The sequence below is a fragment of the Candidatus Saccharimonadales bacterium genome (assembly GCA_035480635.1).
In the GTDB taxonomy this organism is placed as follows: domain Bacteria; phylum Patescibacteriota; class Saccharimonadia; order UBA4664; family DATIHN01; genus DATIHN01.
The window spans coordinates 40,262-61,248 of record DATIHN010000025.1; the positions used below are offsets into that span (position 1 = coordinate 40,262).

Below are 20,987 nucleotides of genomic sequence, written 5' to 3' on the forward strand. Positions count from 1 at the left end.
GATGGCTGATGAAGCTAAAGCAGAAGCAAAAGAACCTGAAGTAAAAGCAGACAAGAAAACCGAGGTGCCGAAGAAGTTTAAGGATCTAGTTGAAACTATCGAAAAACTCAGCGTTTTAGAACTGAGCGAACTAGTTCATACCCTGGAAGACCACTTTGGCGTTAGCGCTGCGGCTCCGGCTGCGGCCATGGCTGCTCCGGCGGCTGCTGGCGCGGATGCCGGTGAGGCCGCTGAAGAAAAGACGGCCTTTACGATTGTACTTAGTGCCGCTGGTGATCAAAAGATCAACGTCATTAAGGCCGTGCGCGAAATCACCGGTCTGGGCCTAGCCGAGAGCAAAGCCTTGGTTGATGGCGCACCTAAACCGATCAAAGAAAACGTGCCTAAGGCTGAGGCCGATGAGGCCAAAACCACTCTAGAAGCCGCTGGCGCTAGCGTCGAGCTGCAATAAAAGCCTTCCAAACCTGAGAGCTAAGTGTTAGCATGGTTGCAAGAATTGGGAATTGTAAAACAAAGGCCAAAACGTGGCAGAACTTAGCGATAAGCAGCTAAAAACTCTAAAGAAACTAATCGAAACCGCCGAAACCAATCTGGCTGGCGCCAAGGAACTATTGGCTAGTCTAGTTGGTGATGAAAAAACGGCGGTTTCGCCAATTGTGCCTAGCGAATCAACCGCTGGTAAGGTCATTGAGGGCACTTTTGATGGTCAAAACATGCATGGTCCGGACGAGAAAGTTTATCCGGTGCCCGCCAATTACGCCTCTAAATCCAAGTTAGTCCAAGGCGACATTTTGAAATTAACTATTTCCGATGATGGCTCGTTTATTTATAAGCAAATCGGCCCAATCGAGCGGAAAAAAATTATAGGTACTCTGCAACTAAAGGACGGCCAATACACCGTCGAAGCCCAAGGCAAGCCCTACCGTGTGCTGTTTGCTAGCGTCAGCTACTTCCGCGCCCAACCTGGCGATCAAGTCACAATCGTAGTACCCCAAGAGGGCGAAGCCGACTGGGCCGCCATCGAAGCCGCGTTGTAAGTTCTTCTAATCTTTTTGCACGTTGACTATTTAATAAAACATAACTAGAATGACGTCTGCCCTAGGGCGTTTTTTATGTCAAAGTATCACCTAATTGCGATATTTTTAACGCTTTTCGACTTCCTAACATTGTCGGTTGCGTCATTAATTAATCCGACATGTATTGACGAGGAAACCGCGTTCAATGATGACTTTACAATTCTGATTCCAATCTTTGGAGACCTCAGGTACTTAAAAAATATAAAATTCCTGCAGAACTATGGCAAAAGAGTACTGCTCTGCTCTACAAATCAAGAGTCTAATGAGTTTAATCGTGAAATCAATCAAATTGCGAGGGACTTCGGTTTTAGAATACATCGATCTTCAATCCGTAAAACAAACGGCAGAGTCAAGCCAAACCCTTGGAAGCTATTTACAAAAACCCTTTCTAACTCCCGCATTACAACTGATGCCAGAGATGAAATAATTGCAAACAGCTTTGTTGTTGTAAAAACAAAATTTTGTATCTTCCTAGATGGTGACACGGAGTCAAACGATAGTTTGTATCGGCTAGTGGGATTGATGGACGAGAAAAACTACGACATTGCTTCAGTTCGAGTGCTTGTGGCTAAACCCACTACTCTAACAGAAAAACTTCAAGCTATAGAATATCAATTCGCCATGGACGCTCGTCGCGTATATCCGTGGCTCACCTCTGGAGCATGTATGGTCGCAAAAACGAAAGTTATCCGCGACATCATGCAACACCATTCACTTTTTTTTAGTGGTGGAGACATAGAAGTAGGGAAGCTGGCAAAATTATTACATTATAGGGTTGGTCATCTGGCCTTTGAGTTTTTCACTGATGCCCCGTCAACATTTGCTGCTTGGTTTAGACAGAGAATGGCTTGGGCTGGCGGGGGCTTCAGACACTCGATCATTAATGGATATAAATATACATGGCGCCATCCTTTTTATTTCCTGTACTTTACGGTCGTTGTCTACGGGTTAGTAGCAATCAGGTGGTATGATGCTATAAGGTTTTATAGGTTAATTCCCGCAGTCATTGTGGTGTATTGGATTTTATTGTTTGCCTTCAGATGGAAAAACCGATCTTGGTTATTTTTTTTATTTCCTTTCTATGCATTAACCCAAGTAATGCTAATCGTCCCGTTGGGCATTTATAGATACACGGTTATGGCCGTACAATCGCGCAATATTGGAATAATCCGGCTGCGCGATAAACCTAGCCGAAAGCGAGCTAGAGTACGAAAGCAGCGTACCGGGATAACTGAGATGCCGAGGGGTAACCAATTTATACCTCAAAGTAGAGCTACACGTTTGGGTTAAAATAGCTTGCGCTCAATAAACAGGCTGACTATAGCGAAAGTAACTTTTCCACCGCTTATCAACTGGGCAAAGCTTGGCGGGCAAGGGTATAATAGGAGCTAAGATAAGGGGAGAGGGTAGACTTGTCCGAACTTGCACTCTATCGCAAGTATCGCTCCACCACTTTCGACGAGGTGGTTGGTCAGCCGCATGTAGTTATGACACTCAAGAGTGCTATTGCTGCTGGGCGGATTAGTCATGCCTATTTACTGACTGGGCAGCGCGGCGTCGGTAAAACCAGTGTAGCTAGGATCCTGGCCCGCAGCCTGAACTGTTTGAGCGATGGCGAAAAGCCCTGTAACACTTGTAATAACTGTACGGCTGCCCTCAATGGTAACCTCGATATTATTGAAATCGATGCCGCCAGCAACCGCGGCATTGATGAAATCCGGGATTTAAAAGAAAAAATCAACCTGGCGCCGAGCCTAGGCCAATATAAGGTCTACATTATCGATGAGGTCCACATGTTAACCGATGCGGCTTTTAACGCCTTGCTCAAAACCCTGGAGGAGCCACCGGCCCATGCCGTCTTCATTATGGCCACTACCGAAGCCCATAAATTACCAGCTACGATTATATCCAGAACCCAACGCTTCAATTTGCACCAAATCGAAGTCGCCGACATCAACGCCCACATCACCATGGTCGCCACCCGCGAACAAATTGGGGTCACGCCAGAGGCTCTAGCCATGATCGCTTCCGCCAGTGGTGGCAGCATCCGTGATGCTTTAAGTTTACTGGATCAAGTCTCAGCCCTGGGCGGCGAAGTCACCGCCGACGACGTTCGTCAACTCTTGGGTTGGGGTAACGACGAAGAAATCACCTGGCTCTACCAAGCCATTATCGATGGCCAAATGGCGGCCGTCTTAGGCCAGATCGATCAACTCTACGATAATGGGGCCCAACCCAGTCAGGTGATTAACCAGCTCATTAGTGTGGTGCGGGCCGATCTCAGGCGCAAGCTCTCCGAAGGTCAACCAGCCGGCCAGCTCCTAGCCTTAATGGAAAGCCTGATTGCTGCCACCAAATCGGCTCTGCCCCAATACGCCTTAGAAACAGCCATTGCCCGCTATTCGCAAACCAGTCCACCCGCCGTCACCGAACCAATAGCTGCTCCCGCCAAGGCCGCCGCTGAACCTCTAGCTAGCCCCGCCGCTGCCGAACCTAAACCACCCAAGGCCATCGAACCGGAACCTCGGCCGACGCCTGAGGCTGCAGCACCGACCCCAAGCCCTAACCAAAATGACTTCGACGTGCGCTGGATGAAGGCCTTAGCTGAAGTTAAAGCTCACAATAACTCGCTCTACGCCTTACTGTGCTCCTGCGATACCAAACAAACCGAAACTGGCATTGAATTAATCTCGCGCTTTAGTTTCCACCGCGACCGCTTAATGGAGCCAAAAAATTTAGCCATTATTGAAGCTGGCATCAAGCAGGCCTTTGGGCGCGAAATTCCCTTGGTCGCACACCTAGCTAATCAGGCGCCGCCGGCTAAATCAACTGAGTCTAGCGAGGAGCTAATTAGTTCGGCCCTGGAAATCTTGGGTGGTGAGGTGGTCGAATGAGTGCAGCTAAAAAAGCGCCGGCCATGGCTTCGATCAGCGAAATTGTGCGAGCCGAACGCAGCGGCAAAATCCCACCCCACAACATTGAGGCCGAAGCCAGCTTGATTGGTGCCATTTTAATTGATAAAGAAGCCATTATTAAAATTGCCGACCTAGTCACCCCCGACGATTTTTATTCTGACAACAACGCTTTGATATTTACGGCCATTATGGATCTCTATGAAGCTCGGCAGCCGCTCGATCTCCTAACGCTCTCAAATAAGCTCGAAGGAGCCGGGGAGCTAGAGCGCGTTGGCGGCACTAGCTACCTAACTGATCTGATCAACACTGTGCCCTCGGCGGCTCATGTGGCTAATTACGCGGGCATTGTGGCTCATAAAGCCACGCTCAGGCGTTTGATTTCGGCCGCCAGCGAAATTACCGGCTTCGGCTACAAAGAAGATGAGCCGCTGGATGCCTTACTGGACCAGGCCGAGCAAAAACTGTTTGAAGTCTCGCAAAAACACTTAAAACAAAACTTCATCGGGATTGGTTCGGTGCTGGCCCAAAGTTTTGATCGCTTGGATGATTTACACAAAGATAAAAACAAACTGCGCGGTATTCCGACCGGCTTTCGGGCGCTAGACAACGTTTTGGCGGGCTTACAAAAATCCGATTTGATTGTGCTGGCGGCTCGACCCAGTATGGGCAAAACTTCGCTGGCCCTAAACATGGCTCAGCATGTGGCCGTCAAAGAAGGCGTGCCGGTGGGATTGTTTTCGCTAGAGATGAGTAAAGAACAATTAATTGATCGCTTAATTGCCAGTGAATCCGGCATTGACGCCTGGAAGTTGCGGACCGGTAATCTTGAAGACAGCGACTTTCCGAAGATCAATCACGCCATGGCAGTGCTCTCGGAGGCCCCAATCTTCATCGATGATTCGGCTATGACCAATGTTATGGAAATGCGCACCAAAGCCCGCCGGCTTCAAAGTGAACATGATCTGGGTTTGATCGTAGTCGACTATCTGCAATTAGTCAGTGGGCGCTCTAACGCCTCCGGCGACAACCGTGTTCAAGAAGTCTCCGAAATCTCGCGCGGGCTCAAGGCTTTGGCTCGCGAACTTAACATTCCGGTTTTGGCTCTGTCGCAGCTTTCGAGAGTAGTTGAAACTCGTAACCCCCAAATCCCGCAGCTGTCCGATTTGCGCGACTCCGGTTCAATCGAACAAGACGCCGATGTGGTGCTCTTCATCTACCGCGAGGATTACTACAACCGCGATACCGAGCGCCTGGGTCTAGCCGACATCTTGATTCGTAAGCACCGCAATGGGCCGATCGGCCAGTTGGAGCTCTTCTGGCACCCCGAGCAGCTGGCCTTCCGTAGTCTCGACAAAGCCCGGACTCCGACCCCCAGCTAACCAGCGGAGTTTTGGTCGTTACGAGAGACTCTTTACAGCCTCATCCTATTTCAGTTATGCTTATTGCGTTATGGCGACTGCTACAAGTACTGAGGTGAAGCGCATCGGCAAATTCGGTGCTGTCGGTATTATTAACACAATTATCGACTTTACGATTTATAACGTTCTAACCTCTAAAGTCGGGCTGACCTTAATTCAAGCCAACTTTTTCTCGACGACTGTAGCCATGATCTTTAGTTTCTTTGCTAATAAAACGGTCGTTTTTCAAAGTCGCAAAGGGAACCCCATCCGGCAAGCCGTCATTTTCTTTATTGTGACGGCTTTTGGGCTCTATGTGCTGCAAAACTTAGTCATTCACGCGCTGACAGTGACTTGGACCGGGCCAGTCGATTTGGCTACCCACATCGTCCACAGCCTGGGTTTGGGCGGAACCTTTAGTGATGCTTTCGTGATAAAAAACAGCGCTAAAATCGCTGCCATCTTGGTTAGTATGATTTGGAACTACCTGGCCTACAAAAAATGGGTCTTTCCTCAGTGAAAAACGGCCGCCTGACCAAATTTATTCAGACCCATCTCTACACCATTTTGCTAGTGGCCATCATTGCATTGGCCGCTTTTTTTCGCTTTTATCAGCTCAACCATCTGCCTCCGGGCTTACATCCGGACGAAGCCGCTAACGGCTTAGACATTTTTCGGATTCTAGAACACCACGACATCCGGCCGCTCTATAACACTAATGGACCAAGGGAATCGTTGTTCTTTTTCCTGCAAGCTATCTTTGTGGCCATTTTAGGTAATACCATACTGGCGCTCAGAATTGCCCCGGCTCTAATTGGGGTAGCGGCTGTCTTTACGACTTATCTGTGGGCTAAGAGTTGGTTTGGGGCCCGTGTGGGGTTGCTAGCCGCCGTTATTATGGCCGTAAATCCCTGGGCCGTCACCATCACCCGCGATGGCTTTAGGGCCTCCATGACGCCCTTATTTGTAAGCCTGGTAGCATATTTATACACCAGAGCCTTCCAGACGAAATCGAAGCGCTGGTTTATTGCGGCCGGTGCCACCATGGGCCTGGGCATGTATACTTATTTGTCATTTCGACTTTTCCCGGTGGCGCTAGCTGCCATCTGGCTGGCTCTGGAAATTTGGCGCCGCGACTTTATTAAACCCTTTCGTAAAAGCATCATCGCAAGCCTAATTGCCTTTGCGATATTGATGATTCCTATGGGGCTCTACGGCATCAAGCACCCAGGTGATTTGGGCGCCAGAGCCTCTGGTACCAGCTTTTTAAACAAAGATCTAAACGGTGGCCACCCGGTCCAAACTCTAGCTTCCAATATCGCTAAAACCGCCCTGATGTTTAATGTTCATGGCGATGAAAATTATCGTCAGAACCTGGGCGGACAGCCACTGCTGAACATTTTTGTGGGTGTCATGTTTATTCTTGGCATATTGATATGCCTGGTTCACTTCAACCGGCCGCGCTACTATGGATTAATCTTTATTTTTGGCGCTATGCTAGTGCCCGAGGTTCTGACCGCCGAAGGCATCCCACATGCTTTGCGCTCGATTGGGGCCTTGCCAGCCGCGGTGATTTTAGCGGCCTTAGGTATCGAATACATGTTGGAGCGTTGGTATGCCACCTTCCCGATCAATGCGGCCGCCAGATATAGTGGGCTAGCCATCATCTTGGTTTTAATCGGCCTAACCATCTACCAAGGCTATACCCAATACTTTGTGGCTTGGGCTAATTCACCCCAAACTTATGAGGCTTACAGCGAAGATTCAGTCGCGCTAGCTAAATACATGCTGGCCCATCCTTTTACCGGTGAACGCTACGCCGTGGTCGATGGCTATTCCGATAAAACCGTCTATTACCTAACTCATAATCATTTGAGCTATACGCGCATCGATCCCAGCCAGATTGCCGGCTTGCCAGTCGATGGCCAGCCCAAACAGTTTGTGATTGTTAGAAGCCAGTATGACGCTGCGATCAAACCTCTACGCGATCATTGGGCCGGCGGTAAGCTCAGCCCCGGGTATTCGACCTTCAATGCCAGCGAAATCTACGATGTCTACGAGGTCACCAAATGAGCGAGGTCCCAGACCTCAGCATTGTCATCCCAGCTTATAACGAGGGTGCCCAATTTGATGATCGGATGAAGCTTCTAGCCGATTGGTTGCATAAGCACGACTACGGCCAGGTTGAAATTTTGATCATGATGCAAAACGATGACACCTCCGGGGACGTCGAAGAAGCCCAGGCCTTTACCAAACACCACCCCGGCTTTAGGGTGATAAATCTCGGTCAGCGGGCGGGCAAAGGTGGCGCTGTCAAGGCTGGGATGATGGCCGCTGGAGGCCGCTACCGTTTGTTTATGGATGCCGATTTAGCAACACCGCTGAAGCATTTGGATGATGTTAAGGCCTTAATGGATCGAGGAGCCAAAGTTGGTATTGCCATCCGCAATCTAGTTTCCACCCATAAGGGTTTGATGCGAAAACTGATTACAAGATCTGGTAACATCATGGCTCAAATCATTTTGCTACCCGGGATTAAAGATACTCAATGCGGCTTTAAGGTTTTTGAAGCAAACGCCGCTGAGCAAATCTTTAGCCGCCAGACCTTGAGTGGCTGGGGCTTTGATTTGGAGATTCTAGCCATCGCCAGAATGCTAGGCTATACCATCGAGACTTTCCCAGCCAACGACTGGAAGGACCCCAAGGCGGCCGGGCTGGTCGGCGATTCACCCATCAAAGCGGCGATTCAAGTCTTCTTAGACCTTATCAACGTCCGCTGGGGATTGATGACCGGCCGCTACAAGCGACCGCAAACGAGCTTAACACACGCCAGTGTTCAAGAGCGCCTAGCCGAAACCTACGACCGCTTGGTACTAGCCGGTGCCATTTTGGTTGGGGCGCTATTGCGTTTTATTAACATTTCCAAAGCCAGCATTTGGCATGATGAGGGCTATACCATGATGCTAGCACCCCAGTCTCCGGCCCAGATCATCGCGCGGACCGCTCGCGACGTCCACCCGCCCCTGTATTATCTGAGCTTGCATTATTGGATTAGGATATTTGGCGTAAGCGAACTTGGGGCTAGATCGCTCAGTGCCATCTTAATGCTAGCAGCCATCATAGTCGGCTTTCTACTGGCTAGAGAACTCTTTGGTCATCGGGTGGCCCGCCTGAGTGCCGTCTTTTTGGCGCTAGGGCCTTTCTTAATCCGCTACGGTCAAGAGGCCAGGATGTACGCCATGGCCGCGTTTCTAGCGGTGCTGGCAACTTATTTGTTAGTTAGAGCTCAAAGGACTAACCGCTGGTGGTTTTGGGCTAGTTATAGTTTGGCGATTGCGGCCGGCCTCTACACTCATTATTACTTTATTTTCATTATCATTTTGCACTGGCTCTATATGATAGCCGTCCGGCAGCCCAGATGGGGGATCAAGCGAGTCGGCTGGTGGCTGGCCAACTGGGGCAGCGCCATGCTCTTTTTACCTTGGCTACCCAAAGCCTACGATCAGTTTAGTCGGGTTCAAGCAGCTTTTTGGATTCCTAAAGCTAACTACCTCACGCTGCCCTCGACCATGGCCCAATTTTTAACTTTCACCGATTTGGGCCGAATCGCTGCCATATTGAGATTCTCGGGTTTTGTCTTGCTGATGGTCGCATCAATTATTTTAGCCCTCAAACGCAAATATTTTCCCAGTGGTGCCTTGATCGCCGGTCTAACTTTCTTGGGGCCACTGGCTGTCTTGATCGTCTCCCTGGGTAAGCGTCCGATTTACGTCGATCGCTATTTTGTTTTTGCCGCCGTCGGCTTCTACATTCTACTAGCTGCCATCTTGTATCTAGTGGCGCCCTTTGAACGTAGCCGGATGGCCCGTTGGGCGGCCATATTCGTCTTGCTCGTAACCTTTGGCATCGGCACCCATAACGTCTATGCTCAGGCCACCCACGCCATGGGGCAGGTCGGTGATTATGTTGACGCCAACTATTCGCCTGGAGATGCAATCGTCTCAGGTGAGCTCTATACCTACTTTGACTTTAGCTACTACAACCACACCGGATCCACCACCCTGTTGCTAGCACCTGGTGGCGTCACTGGCTACGGCGAGACTAGCTTGCTCTATGATCGGGCCGACAAAATAGTGGTGGCCAGCTTTAACCAAGTTCATCCGGCTTCAGGCTACGTTTGGGTGGTCGGTAAGCCTGGCCACAACGATGACTTCGCCGTGCCGGCCAGCTGGCGCTTACTTGATGATTTCCAGGCCGCCGATAGTGAAGTTCGACACTACCACACCAGCGGTTCTTAGCGCCCGGATTATCTAGTACAATAGAGCTAACTAGGAGGACGCTATGTTTGATCGCGCCAAAGCATTAATTGAGTTAAAAAAGATCCAATCAGCGCTGGCCAAAGAGATGATCGAAGTTGAGGCTGGCGATGGAGCCGTGATGGTTAAAATTAACGGCGAGCAAAAGATTCAAAAAATCTCTCTTGATCCGGATAAGATCGATTTTGATGACTTGGGCCGGTTAGAGAAATGGATTGAATCAGCCATTACCCAAGCTATCACCAAAAGCCAACAGGCGGCGGCCGATAAGATGAAGGCGATTTCGGGTGGACTGGGCATCCCCGGGCTCTAAATGCGCCTGCTCCCCGAACCAGTTGAGAACCTCATCCATGAGCTATCGAAATTGCCGAGCATCGGGCCGCGCACAGCTGAGCGCCTGACCTTTTTCTTGCTCAAAGCCGATCCGGCTGAGGCCGCCGGTTTGGGCCAGGCTTTATTAGATCTCCATTCTGGGCTAACTCGCTGCGAGGTCTGTCGTAATCTTGCGACCAACCCGCGTTGTGATATTTGCAGTGATGGGAGCCGCGATCAAAATTTGCTAGCCGTAGTTGAGGAACCGCTGGATGTGGTGGCCCTCGAGCGAACTGGCCACTTCCGTGGTCTCTACCACGTTTTAGGTGGAGCTATTTCGCCAATCGATGGCATTGGCCCCGAACAATTAGAGGTTAAATCTCTACTCAAACGTTTGGATAGCGGCAGCATCAAGGAGCTGATTCTAGCTACCAATCCCAGCACCGAAGGTGAAGCCACGGCTTTGTTTATTCGCAGGCAACTAGGGCCGGCCAAAATTAAGGTCACCAGGCTGGCTCGCGGGTTACCAATTGGGGGCGATCTGGAATACGCTGATCAGATCACGCTGGGCCGCGCTCTGGAAGGACGGCAGGCTTTTTAATGTTAAAGTTATTTGATACCTACAGCCAAAAGCTGGTCGAAGTTGGCCCCCAGCGCCAAATTAAGCTCTACACCTGCGGACCGACGGTCTACGATTACGCTCACATTGGCAACTTGCGCAATTTGATATTCAACGATACCTTGAAACGCACGCTGCTGGCTGAAGGTTATGAGGTAAATCACGTTATGAATATCACCGACGTCGGTCACTTAACTAGTGACGCCGACGAGGGTGATGATAAGCTCGAGACGAGCGCCAAACGCGAGGGCAAGAGCGTCTGGGCAGTGGCTGATTTTTTTATTCAAGAATTTCACGCCAATGCCAGCGCCTTGAACATTCTAGCGCCAACCAAGGAGGCTAGAGCCACCGATTACATCGAGCAACAAATCGCCCTCGTCCAAACCCTAATCGATAAAGATTACGCCTACCAAACCAAGCAAGCCATATATTTTGACGTTACCAAATTTGCGGGTTACGGCAAGCTCAATCGCCAGAGTCTGGACGATAAGTTAACGGCCGCCCGCAGTCAGGTTGTGAGCGATAAAGCCAAGCACCACCCTCAAGATTTTGCGCTGTGGTTTTTTACCACTGGCCACTTCGCCGACCACACCATGCATTGGCCCAGCCCCTGGGGCGAGGGTTTCCCGGGCTGGCACCTGGAATGCTCGGCTATAATTCAAACCCTACTGGGGAATCCAATTGATATTCACACCGGTGGCGTTGATCACATCGGCACCCATCACCCTAACGAAATTGCTCAAACCGAAGCGGCCACTGGCCAGGCTTTGACTAAAATTTGGATGCATAATCAATTCCTCCAGGCCGAGGGGCACAAGATGAGCAAATCGGCTGGCAATTTTTATCGCTTGCGCGATTTAGTGGACCGCGGCTATCATCCGCTGGCCTTTCGTTTGTTAATGTTGCAATCGCACTATCGCAATCAAGTTAACTTCACCTGGGAAGCTCTAGCCGACGCCCAGCACTTTTTGCTCAAGCTCTACAATTGGGCGGAGCTGGTTTACCAACCATCCTTTGCTCCGCTGGCCGATGAGGTAGTTGGTCAAATTAAATCAGATCTAGTCGACGACCTAGCCACCCCCACGGCTCTAGCTAAACTAGCTGAACTTAAACACGAGCGACCCAGCCATGGGATGCTAGAAACCCTAGATGAGTTACTGGGTCTGGATCTGGCCAAGCGATCGGACATTTCTGCCCCACAAAAGGCCTTGATAGCCGATCGCGAGACCGCTAGACTAAACAATGACTTTACTAACAGTGATCGCTTGCGGACCGAGCTCCAAAAAGCTGGCTTGAGCCTCGATGACACTGAATTTGGCCCACGCTGGCGCCGGAGCACAATTTGAAAGATATCATCAAAATCATTCGTTATTCGTGGAGCCTGAAGCGCTTCTATATCGCGACCGCCATCATGGTGGTGACGATTTCTTTACTTAACCAAGTTTCGCCATTTATTTCTAAATTCTTAGTCGATAACATCGTCAAGCGGGGCACCGGGCAGGCGGTGCCGGCCAGCAAGTTTCTTATTTTACTAGCGGCTCTGTTTGCGATTTGGTTGATTATTACCATAATTACCAATGTCCAAGGCTATGTTGGCGATCTATTGGGCGCTAAACTAAACACCCTGCTGAGCCAGCGCTACTTTGATCACTTACTCAAACTGCCACTGGAATTCTACGATAATGAAATCACCGGCCACATTACGGCCCGCCTGGATCGCAGTATTGCGACAATTTCGAGCCTGATGCAGGCCTTTGCCAATAACTTTATTGGCTTCTTTTTGACCAGTTTTTTTACGCTGATCATTTTGGCTAAATATTCCTGGGCTATCGCTCTGATGCTGGCTAGTCTGTTTCCGCTCTACATGTGGCTAACGACGCTATCGAGCCGCAGCTGGCAGGCCAAGCAGGCTGGTATCAACGCCGACGTCGATCAAGCTAATGGGCGCTTCATTGAAGCCATTTCCCAAATTCGAGTGGTGAAATCTTTTGCTCAGGAATTAACGGAAAGCAGGTTTTTTGCTGGCAAACGCCGAGCCATCGAAGGCCAAACCAAAACTCAATCCAGGCAATGGCACAAATTCGACGTCTGGCGGCGCCTCAGCTTGAACCTAGTCTTCTTTGGCATTTACTCCATCATAATTTGGCAGGCCATAAACGGCCATTTTGGCCCGGTTCAGCAGGCTGTCGGTACGGTTGTGCTGCTACTGCAATTAACCGAGCAGGCCCAGTTTCCGCTATTTGCCTCATCGTTCATCGTCGATAACGTTCAAAAAGCCATTGCCGGCAGTAAAGACTTTTTTTCGATCATGGATCTAGAGCCTTCGATCCAAGATGACCCCGATGCTAAAACCCTAAAAGTCGACCGGGCTCGAGTTGAATACAACAAAGTCGATTTTAGCTATGATGGTGGTCAAAAAGTCTTAAAAGACGTCTCCTTTACCATTGAGCCCGGCACTAAACTTGCCTTAGTGGGGGAGAGTGGCCAAGGCAAGACCACCATTGCCAATTTACTGCTGCGCTTCTACCTACCCTCTAAAGGAGCCATTACGGTTGATGGGGCCAATATCAATGGTGTGACCCAAGAATCGCTCAGGCAGCAAGTCGCGGTCGTCTTCCAGGAACCAGCGCTGTTTTCCGGCTCGGTGGCCGAAAATATTACTTATGGTAGCCAAAAAGTTACCGAAGCTGCCATGACTGAGGCCGCTAAAGCCGCTAATGCTCTCGATTTTGTGAATAAATTGCCCAAGGGCTTCGATACCGAAATCGGCGAACGTGGCGTTAAGCTCTCTGGCGGTCAAAAACAGCGCATCGCCATTGCTCGGGCCATATTAAAAAACGCCCCGATATTGATCCTAGATGAGGCCACCAGTTCGCTAGATAGCCGGGCTGAGCGCGAAGTCCAAGAGGCCCTAGATCACCTGATGGCTGAGCGCACCACCATGATTATTGCTCACCGCCTCTCGACTATTGCTGGTGTCGATACAATTGTGACCCTCAAAGATGGGCAGGTGGATGAAATTGGTTCCCCCGAGGAATTATCCAAAACCGAAGGTATTTATGCTCAACTACTTGAGCTCCAAGCCCCAACCAAAGCCAACAAAGCCCTGCTGCGTAAATTTGATATTGCCAAGACATAGGGCTTGGCCTATTGCCAAGACTTAGGCTTCTCTTTGGTGGTGGTGAGTGTCTAGATAATCTCGAGCCATGATTTGGATACTGGCGGCCACCGGAATAGCCACTAAACCGCCCAAGAGCCCGCCTAAGCCAGCCCCGATCAAAACGGCTACTAGGACTAGTAATGGCGAGATGCGGACCGTTTTGCCGTAAACCAAGGGTTGTAAGATGTGGTTTTCGGTTTGCTGGTAGACCAGGAAAAAGATCAGCATGATGACGGCGGCCGTGACAGATTGGAACAAGGCCACGATCACCACCGCGATCGAGCCCAGGGTTGCTCCAACCAATGGGACTAAATCCATTATGCCCACGAAAATCGCCAGCGGCGCCGCGTAGGGTATACCCAGAATAATTAGCATGATCCCAGAGGTAATCGCAGCGATGATACTGGTTAAGATGTTGCCGTTGACGTAACCGGTGGTGGCCACATACATATCACGCGTTAGTTTTTGGTAATGCGGCTTCTTAGCCGAATGATACCTGGCCCAAGCGCCTTCGATCCAACCATGACCCTCTAGCAACATGAATATCGTTAGAGCAAAAACCGTTACGGTAGCCGCCAGACTTGAGAAGATATCGCGCACAACAGTAAAGAAGGATCCGCCAAAGGTCGTAACTTGATGGACTAGTTGAGTTTGATCCGATTTTACCCGGGTAACCAAATCGTATTTGCGAATGGCCTGACCAACCACGTTATCGGAGTGCACCAAATTATCGGTGTAGTTTGGCAGATTATTAACCAGGCCTTGGGACTGATGCACCACTGGCGGTACTAGTGAGGCAATAATAAAACCGAGGGCCGCAATCAAAATGGTGATTGTAACGGTTATGGCCAGACCTCGATTGCCCCGAGTGAAGTGTTTTCGAAACCATTCAACAGCCGGGTTCAGGGCAACGGCTAAGAAAAAGGCCGTCCCAATCCAAATCAATTGCCGATGGACTTGCACTGCTACCCAGACGATTAGAATAAAACTGGTAATAATAATCAGGATGCGGTAGATGTTTTTGGCGCTGGTATCCATTAGCACTATTAGAGCACAGATTAGACCCTAGACGCAAACCCTCAAGATTGTAGAATAGCCTTTTTTCAGCTAAAATTCTTTAGTTAAGCAGGCCAAAGTTCATCATCGATGGGGCGTAGCCAAGCGGTAAGGCAACGGGTTTTGGTCCCGTGATTCGCAGGTTCGAATCCTGCCGCCCCAGCCAAATGAGACATGGATTTTGACGCGTATAGGCGTATTATTAGAGCACAAAATTATTAGGAGGATTTAATATGGGTAAAATGAATCCGGTCGTACACTTCGAAATGGGCTATAACGACCAAGCCCGCATGGTTAAATTTTATGAGACGGCCTTTGGCTGGAAGGGCCAGCTGATGGGGGCAGAGATGGGTAATTACGTGGTGGCCCAAACTACCGAGACCGACGCCGACGGCATGGTTCAAACCAAGGGCGCGATTAACGGCGGCTTTTATCAAAAAACGGATGATCCGATGAGCCAAGCCCCTTCGGTGGTAGTTTCAGTTGATGATGTCGGTGCTAGTATGAAAGCGGTCGAAGCTGCTGGCGGAAAGATTTTGGGCGGTATGGACCAAAAAGGCCAACACACCATGGAACCGCAGATGATTCCCGGCGTTGGTTTGTGGATATCAGCCATGGATACGGAAGGTAATCGGTTTTCTATCCTACAGGCTAAGACCTAAATACTCAGTCTAACGAGTCAACAATTGTGAATTGAGATGAGCTCCGGATTTCCGGAGCTCAGGTTTTAGGCCGGCGGGTCAGACGTAAAGATGTATTTTGAATACGTTTAAGCTTGCTAGTCTAGTCAATCATTGCCAGAATATCGGAGTCGGAAAGGCCGACACCTATGAGGGAGTACCTTGATGTCAAAAACTGCGTTGTTGTCGGTCTACGACAAGACGGGGCTAGCTGAATTCGCTCGCGCGTTGGTTGAACTCGGATTCGATTTGGTCTCGAGCGGGGGAACCAGCAAAGCGCTGGCAGCTGCCGGCATTCCGCACCGACAAGTCCAAGAAGTCACCGGTTTCCCGGAAATGATGGATGGTCGCGTCAAGACCTTGCATCCGATGATCTTGGGCGGCATTTTGGCCAACCGAGCGGTGCCTGGGCACATGGACGATCTGGTCACGCACCAAATTGGCGCGATCGATCTAGTCGTCTGCAACCTCTACCCGTTTACGGTAACGGTGGCCTCGGGCGCCGATTGGGACACCTGCATCGAGAATATCGATGTCGGTGGGCCAACTATGGTGCGAGCAGCGGCCAAGAATCATGCTGCGGTTGGGGTCGTTGTTGATCCGGCTGATTACCCCAGAGTTGTGACCGAATTGCGCAACCATGGCGGTCTCTTGAAAGAGACATGCCTGGATCTGGCCAAAAAGGCTTTTGCCCACACTGCCGCCTACGACACCGACATTGCAGAGTGGATTTCGGACGGTGGCTTCAGGGGCATGTTAGTCAAATTGGCCCAAAAGTGCAGCTACGGCGAAAACGCCTGGCAAACGCCAGCCGGTGTGTATTCGACCGGCCGGACAGATCCACTCGGCTTCAGCCAGTTTGATTTGATCGAAGGCGCCCCCGCCAGTTACAACAACTGGGTCGAGGTGGCTGACAGGCAGCCTCAAACTCTGACTCATATTGCCGCTGGTTTCGAGCGCAACTTCGGCGGGCCGCCGTTCATTGCTATTGGCACAAAGCATGGCAATTGTTGTGGTGCGGCCGTAGGCGATAACCCTGCCGAGGTCATTCGCAAAATGCTGGCGGGCAATTTGAAGTCGATTCACGGCGGTTTGGTCATGACTAACTTCGCTATCGATAGCGAGCTGGCCGAAATCATCAGGTCGTGGAACATCGGCAACATGAAACGTCGGATTCTCGACGTCATTTCAGCGCCCGATTTTACCGACGAAGCCATCAGCATCTTGAAGCGCAAAGATGGTAAGTGCCGCTTCTTCGTTAACCCGAATCTGGTCGATGTAGGTGAGGCTATGCTCGATGAAGCCCCGCGCTTGCGCTACATTCGTGGCGGATTCTTGCGAGAACCCAACTACACCTACGTTCTTGACTTCAATCACCCGGAATTCTCATGGCCCTTCGGTGAGCCAGAGCTAGAAGTTCGTGAAAGTGCCGTCTTGGCCTGGGCAGTTGGTTCGACTTCCAATTCCAACACCATGACGTTAGTTCGCGGCGGCCAATTGCTCGGCAATGGAGTCGGTCAACAAGATCGAGTCGGGGCCGCTCAGCTGGCCCTAAAGATTGCGGCTGATGCAGGCCATGGCTTCGATGAATCCGGTCGATTCCTCGACTGGTACAAGTCTCCTCGGGTCGTGGCCTACAGCGACAGCTTTATGCCATTCCGGGATGCAGCCGAAACTCTATTAGCTGCCGGGGTTTGGGCAGTCATTGCAACAAACGGATCCATCAATGACCAAGAGGTTGAGGACGTTTTCGCCACAACCGGTTGTTTGGGTTGGCTACCGGATTCGGCTGGTCGCGGCTTCTTCAACCACTGATGAGCGACTTACGAGCGCTCGAGGAAGGTGAGCGTTACCGCTGCACAGCTTGCGGCAATCTGACTCGGTTCGACGTTGTTCATACCAAAAGGTCCCGCAGCTTCTACCACTTCACCGTTGGCGGCGAGCTGAGTGTCGAAGAGGACGAGGTCTTAAACGAAGAGATCGAAACCATTTCCTGCCGCTGGTGCGGAAGTGAGAAGATCGAGATCAACGTTGATTTGGCTCAGCCGGATCCAACCGGTTAAACAGACTCCTTGCCTTGAAGGAAACTTCGGGGCAGGGAGTTAATCTTTTATTAACGCTCTAGATGGTCAATTGTTTGTTGAGTCAAATTCTTTCGACTTATGCTGCGACATTATAAACTTTATGATCCTCTGTGATTACAAGAACCTCGACAAGGAGTAACGGTGGAGCCTAAGCATAATGCTGAACTGGAACGCTGGCTTCAAATCAAGGGTAGAGCCACCCGAAAGGCCTACGACTTCATGTCTAGGCGCCTGCGCTACGTTGGGCGCCGCGGCTTGACGAGACGAGAATTGCTTGACGCCTTTTTGCCTCGTCTAAGCAAGGCCGAAAGAGAAGCCCTCTACGACAGCTCTTGTTACTACTACGAATCGCAAGAAGGTCCATACGACCGGGTGATTGAGCAAGCGCTCGAATGGAACGTCATTGCCATCAGCCCCGATGACGGCCGGAGATTTATCTTGGGTCCTAGGGCCACACCACCTCGCCGGAAGCGCTGATTACAAGCCTAGCTCTGGAGCAATCCGGGGCTGGGCTTGAGTTTCTTTTTAGCCATGTTATGGTAGTCGTATAGTTTTTTATTACTAAATATTAGAGAGGGTGCAAAGATGGTAGAAGAAATTATTAACGAAACTTCGGCAGCAGTCGTGGCCGCCGTCAAAGGGGTCGATGACGTCTTGGGAGCTATTCTAGACGTGGTAAAAAATCAGATGATCAAGGTTATGAAAGATACTGGTGAAGTTTCCGGCACCGGCATCGAAGTCGTAGCCTCAGTCGCGAGCGGTGCCATAAAAGGCGGGGGCGAAGTTGGGGCATCACTCACGGATGTGGCCGTCAACACCATGCACGGCGTTGTCAGCGGAGCCAGCCAAGTGAGTGGTGATGTGACCGCCGCCATTCGCCAAGCCGCCGCTGGAATCATTCACGCTACCGCCGCCAGTGGTGGCGACGTGGGAGCTGCGGCCGTAGCGGCAGTTGATGGAGCTATCAAAGCTGCTGGCAAAGCCGGCACCGATTCGGCAGCAGCGGCCACCTCGGCCGTCGGTGGCACATTGGATGGAGCCGCTAGCGTTGGTCTAGATGCGGTCAGCAAAGTTAAAGAAGCCTTGGAATCAGCTGCAGAGTTGCCTCGCGATGTCATCGAAGCCGCTCTGAAGGGCAGCGACAAATAAGCCTGAGGAATTATGCCTAAAGTCAAAATCTACACCACCACGACCTGTCCATACTGTCGAGCTGAAAAGAAATACCTGACTTCCAAAGGAATTAAATTTGAAGACATCGTGCTCGACCAGCAACCGGAGGAAATTCAAACCTCAGTTGATACTTGCGGTTCGAACGGGGTGCCCTGCACCCACATCACCAAAGATGACGGTAGTGAGATTAATATTCTGGGTTTTGATCAACCCAAAATCGACGAAGCTCTCGGCCTAAACTAAGTCTGGATTCGTGTTGAACTGATTCGGGTCATAACTTATACTTGAGCCCAAGCGGCGTGAGCCGCTTTGTTCGTTGAATTACCCGCAACTGCCCTGGAGGCATGATGCTAGAACGCTACACCTTGCCCGAAATGGGCCAACACTTCACCGACGTGGCGATATGGGATGCATGTAGGGACGTCGAGTTGGCCGCTGTTAGGGCCCGAGTCTTGTTGGGTCTAAATAGCGATGAGGACGTCGCAGCCATCTTGCAACGAACGCCGGTCATCACGCCAGCAGTAGTTGATCGAATAAAAGAACGCGAAAGGACTACCGATCACGACGTCGCGGCCTTCGTGGACATAATGCAAGAGGACATCGCTTCGCCGGACTCACGTTGGTTTCATTACGGCCTAACAGCGGCCGATGTCACGGATACGGCGCTTGGCTTGCGTCTAACCCGGGCGTCCGATTTGTTGATCGAAGTCGGCGAAAAGCTGCTTGCGACTATGTGCGCTAGAGCGCGCGAATTCCGCTATACGCCTACGGCCGGGCAGACCCACGGCCAGCAAGCCGAGATCATCACCTTCGGGGTGCGTCTATCTAACTGGGCAATGATGATTGAAAGGGCTCTTTCGACCCTGAGGCTGGCTCGTGAGGAGATCGCCGTCGGCACTCTAAGTGGGCCTTGCGGAACCTACACCAACGTCGATCCAGAGATTGAGGGTGCCGTTTGCCTGGCTTTGGGGCTGCAGCCAATCATGGCTACCCAGGTGATCCCACGCGATTTGCACGCCAACCTCACCTATGCCTGCGCTCGCTTGGCCAATTCGATCGCCCAGTTCTCCTTCAACACTCGGATCATGGCCACATCCCAGTACGGAGAGGTTCAAGAAAAGACACGGCCGGGGCAAAAGGGTAGCACATCCATGCCGCACAAGCGTAACCCAATCAAAACCGAGCAATTCACTGGGTTGGCGCGCGAATTTCATGGGTATTTAGTGACGGCTCTGCAAGATGTGGTACTCCTGTTTGAACGCGACATCTCCCACAGCGCACCAGAGCGCATCTTCCTTGCCGATGCCATGATCCTGGCTCACTACGTGACGGTCAAGGCCGAGCAAGTGCTGGCCGATCTGATCGTTAAGACAGACCGCATGGAACTCAACATTGAGGGCGGACTAGAGCTGATGTACACCCAGACGGTCCTAAATGCCCTGATGGACGGCGGGATGGAGCGCGACCAGGCCTACCGCATAATTCAGATGCTGTCGTTTAAGGCTATAGACGAGAATCGGCCATTGCGGGCAATTCTGGAAGAGGAGCAAGTCGGCGGTCTGTCGCCTGCCCGGCTAGACGATATCTTCGACCAAGGGCAGATGTTGCGATACTGCGACCTGATCATCGATCAGTTGCCTCGATAGGCATGGATTCGATCAAAACCCCGCCCCGGCGCAAGTCTGGGCGGGGTTAGTCATTTTTAGGACTTTTACCAAGACCTACCGCCAACTATCATATACACTAAAATAAGAATCTTTATGGAGAGGAATTATTATGCAAGCTCAAGCAGCCTTTAGCGGCTTTTCGGTTGATGATATGGCCAAAGCCAAAGAGTTTTATGTTAGTACCTTGGGCCTTAAACTAATCGATGAGGTCATGGGCCTTAGACTAGCTTTGCCGGGCGGCAGTGGGGAAGTCTATATTTATCAAAAAGATGATCACAGGCCAGCGACGTTTACGATTTTGAACTTTGTCGTTAGCGATATTGATGCTGCCGTGGCCGAGTTAGCGAGACAAGGGGTTAAGTTTGAACATTATGAGGGTATGACGGATGAGGCTGGCATAGCTCGAGGTATTGCGGCCCATCAAGGTCCAGACATTGCCTGGTTCAAGGATCCGGCTGGCAACATTTTGGCGGTGCTGCACAACGAAGCCTAATTTGGAAATTTGACTGAATCGATGTTGCTTCAACTTGCTATA

The 20,987-nt window shown here is 50.8% G+C and carries 21 protein-coding genes and 1 tRNA gene; 21 read left to right on the forward strand and 1 reads right to left on the reverse strand.

The genetic code is table 11. The features are described from left to right. The first annotated feature begins 1 nt into the window (after nucleotide 1). The 12 genes from rplL (at nucleotide 2) to VLE72_04360 (ending at nucleotide 13,774) form a co-directional block, all read left to right on the forward strand. Nucleotides 2-451 carry a 50S ribosomal protein L7/L12 gene (gene rplL / locus VLE72_04305; protein ID HSX15091.1) on the forward strand — a complete coding sequence of 150 codons (450 nt, stop codon included), beginning with the start codon at nucleotides 2-4 and terminating at the stop codon, nucleotides 449-451. Nucleotides 452-524: 73 nt separating this feature from the next. Further along, complete coding sequence (locus tag VLE72_04310; GenBank protein ID HSX15092.1) at nucleotides 525-1,037, forward strand: hypothetical protein; 513 nt, start codon at nucleotides 525-527, stop codon at nucleotides 1,035-1,037. 75 nt (nucleotides 1,038-1,112) lie between these two features. Next, nucleotides 1,113-2,366 (forward strand): glycosyltransferase family 2 protein, encoded by a 1,254-nt coding sequence (locus VLE72_04315; protein HSX15093.1) that lies wholly within the window; start codon nucleotides 1,113-1,115, stop codon nucleotides 2,364-2,366. A gap of 122 nt (nucleotides 2,367-2,488) precedes the next feature. Then, nucleotides 2,489-3,970 (forward strand): DNA polymerase III subunit gamma/tau, encoded by a 1,482-nt coding sequence (gene dnaX, locus VLE72_04320; protein HSX15094.1) that lies wholly within the window; start codon nucleotides 2,489-2,491, stop codon nucleotides 3,968-3,970. Then, nucleotides 3,967-5,370, forward strand: coding sequence for a replicative DNA helicase (gene dnaB / locus VLE72_04325; protein ID HSX15095.1), 1,404 nt, complete (start codon nucleotides 3,967-3,969; stop codon nucleotides 5,368-5,370). The genes dnaX and dnaB overlap by 4 nt, the downstream gene beginning before the upstream one ends. 70 nt (nucleotides 5,371-5,440) lie before the next feature. Next, entirely contained in the window at nucleotides 5,441-5,908 is a 468-nt protein-coding gene (locus VLE72_04330; GenBank protein ID HSX15096.1) for a GtrA family protein, read from the forward strand. After that, nucleotides 5,905-7,461, forward strand: a complete 1,557-nt coding sequence (locus VLE72_04335) for a glycosyltransferase family 39 protein (GenBank protein ID HSX15097.1) — start codon at nucleotides 5,905-5,907, stop codon at nucleotides 7,459-7,461. The genes VLE72_04330 and VLE72_04335 overlap by 4 nt, the downstream gene beginning before the upstream one ends. Then, complete coding sequence (locus VLE72_04340; GenBank protein ID HSX15098.1) at nucleotides 7,458-9,686, forward strand: glycosyltransferase family 39 protein; 2,229 nt, start codon at nucleotides 7,458-7,460, stop codon at nucleotides 9,684-9,686. The genes VLE72_04335 and VLE72_04340 overlap by 4 nt, the downstream gene beginning before the upstream one ends. Nucleotides 9,687-9,729: 43 nt before the next feature. Further along, nucleotides 9,730-10,017 (forward strand): YbaB/EbfC family nucleoid-associated protein, encoded by a 288-nt coding sequence (locus tag VLE72_04345; protein HSX15099.1) that lies wholly within the window; start codon nucleotides 9,730-9,732, stop codon nucleotides 10,015-10,017. Further along, the gene (gene recR, locus VLE72_04350; GenBank protein ID HSX15100.1) at nucleotides 10,018-10,617 is read left to right on the forward strand and encodes a recombination mediator RecR; all 600 of its coding nucleotides are present in this window, start codon (nucleotides 10,018-10,020) and stop codon (nucleotides 10,615-10,617) included. Next, nucleotides 10,617-11,981, forward strand: a complete 1,365-nt coding sequence (gene cysS, locus VLE72_04355) for a cysteine--tRNA ligase (GenBank protein ID HSX15101.1) — start codon at nucleotides 10,617-10,619, stop codon at nucleotides 11,979-11,981. The genes recR and cysS overlap by 1 nt, the downstream gene beginning before the upstream one ends. After that, nucleotides 11,978-13,774, forward strand: a complete 1,797-nt coding sequence (locus VLE72_04360; GenBank protein HSX15102.1) for an ABC transporter ATP-binding protein — start codon at nucleotides 11,978-11,980, stop codon at nucleotides 13,772-13,774. The genes cysS and VLE72_04360 overlap by 4 nt, the downstream gene beginning before the upstream one ends. Nucleotides 13,775-13,795: 21 nt before the next feature. Here VLE72_04360 and VLE72_04365 read toward each other — a convergent pair whose 3' ends face one another. Beyond that, a complete protein-coding gene (locus VLE72_04365) occupies nucleotides 13,796-14,833 on the reverse strand; it encodes an AI-2E family transporter (protein HSX15103.1) in 1,038 nt (345 codons plus the stop codon). A gap of 109 nt (nucleotides 14,834-14,942) precedes the next feature. Between VLE72_04365 and VLE72_04370 the strand changes: the two genes are divergently transcribed. The 9 genes from VLE72_04370 to VLE72_04410 all read left to right on the forward strand — a co-directional run bounded on the left by VLE72_04370 (nucleotide 14,943) and on the right by VLE72_04410 (nucleotide 20,945). Further along, nucleotides 14,943-15,017: transfer RNA gene (locus tag VLE72_04370), tRNA-Gln, on the forward strand. A 67-nt stretch (nucleotides 15,018-15,084) separates the two neighbouring features. Further along, nucleotides 15,085-15,513, forward strand: coding sequence for a VOC family protein (locus VLE72_04375; GenBank protein HSX15104.1), 429 nt, complete (start codon nucleotides 15,085-15,087; stop codon nucleotides 15,511-15,513). A 183-nt stretch (nucleotides 15,514-15,696) separates the two neighbouring features. Continuing rightward, complete coding sequence (purH, locus tag VLE72_04380; GenBank protein ID HSX15105.1) at nucleotides 15,697-17,346, forward strand: bifunctional phosphoribosylaminoimidazolecarboxamide formyltransferase/IMP cyclohydrolase; 1,650 nt, start codon at nucleotides 15,697-15,699, stop codon at nucleotides 17,344-17,346. Beyond that, entirely contained in the window at nucleotides 17,346-17,594 is a 249-nt protein-coding gene (locus VLE72_04385) for a hypothetical protein (GenBank protein HSX15106.1), read from the forward strand. The genes purH and VLE72_04385 overlap by 1 nt, the downstream gene beginning before the upstream one ends. Before the next feature lie 162 nt (nucleotides 17,595-17,756). Further along, nucleotides 17,757-18,092 (forward strand): hypothetical protein, encoded by a 336-nt coding sequence (locus VLE72_04390; protein ID HSX15107.1) that lies wholly within the window; start codon nucleotides 17,757-17,759, stop codon nucleotides 18,090-18,092. A 108-nt stretch (nucleotides 18,093-18,200) separates the two neighbouring features. After that, nucleotides 18,201-18,764 carry a hypothetical protein gene (locus VLE72_04395; protein HSX15108.1) on the forward strand — a complete coding sequence of 188 codons (564 nt, stop codon included), beginning with the start codon at nucleotides 18,201-18,203 and terminating at the stop codon, nucleotides 18,762-18,764. A 12-nt stretch (nucleotides 18,765-18,776) separates the two neighbouring features. Further along, the gene (locus VLE72_04400) at nucleotides 18,777-19,028 is read left to right on the forward strand and encodes a glutaredoxin domain-containing protein (protein HSX15109.1); all 252 of its coding nucleotides are present in this window, start codon (nucleotides 18,777-18,779) and stop codon (nucleotides 19,026-19,028) included. Between the two features lie 101 nt (nucleotides 19,029-19,129). Further along, the gene (purB, locus tag VLE72_04405; GenBank protein ID HSX15110.1) at nucleotides 19,130-20,431 is read left to right on the forward strand and encodes an adenylosuccinate lyase; all 1,302 of its coding nucleotides are present in this window, start codon (nucleotides 19,130-19,132) and stop codon (nucleotides 20,429-20,431) included. A gap of 130 nt (nucleotides 20,432-20,561) precedes the next feature. Further along, complete coding sequence (locus VLE72_04410) at nucleotides 20,562-20,945, forward strand: VOC family protein (GenBank protein ID HSX15111.1); 384 nt, start codon at nucleotides 20,562-20,564, stop codon at nucleotides 20,943-20,945. Nucleotides 20,946-20,987 lie beyond the last annotated feature (42 nt).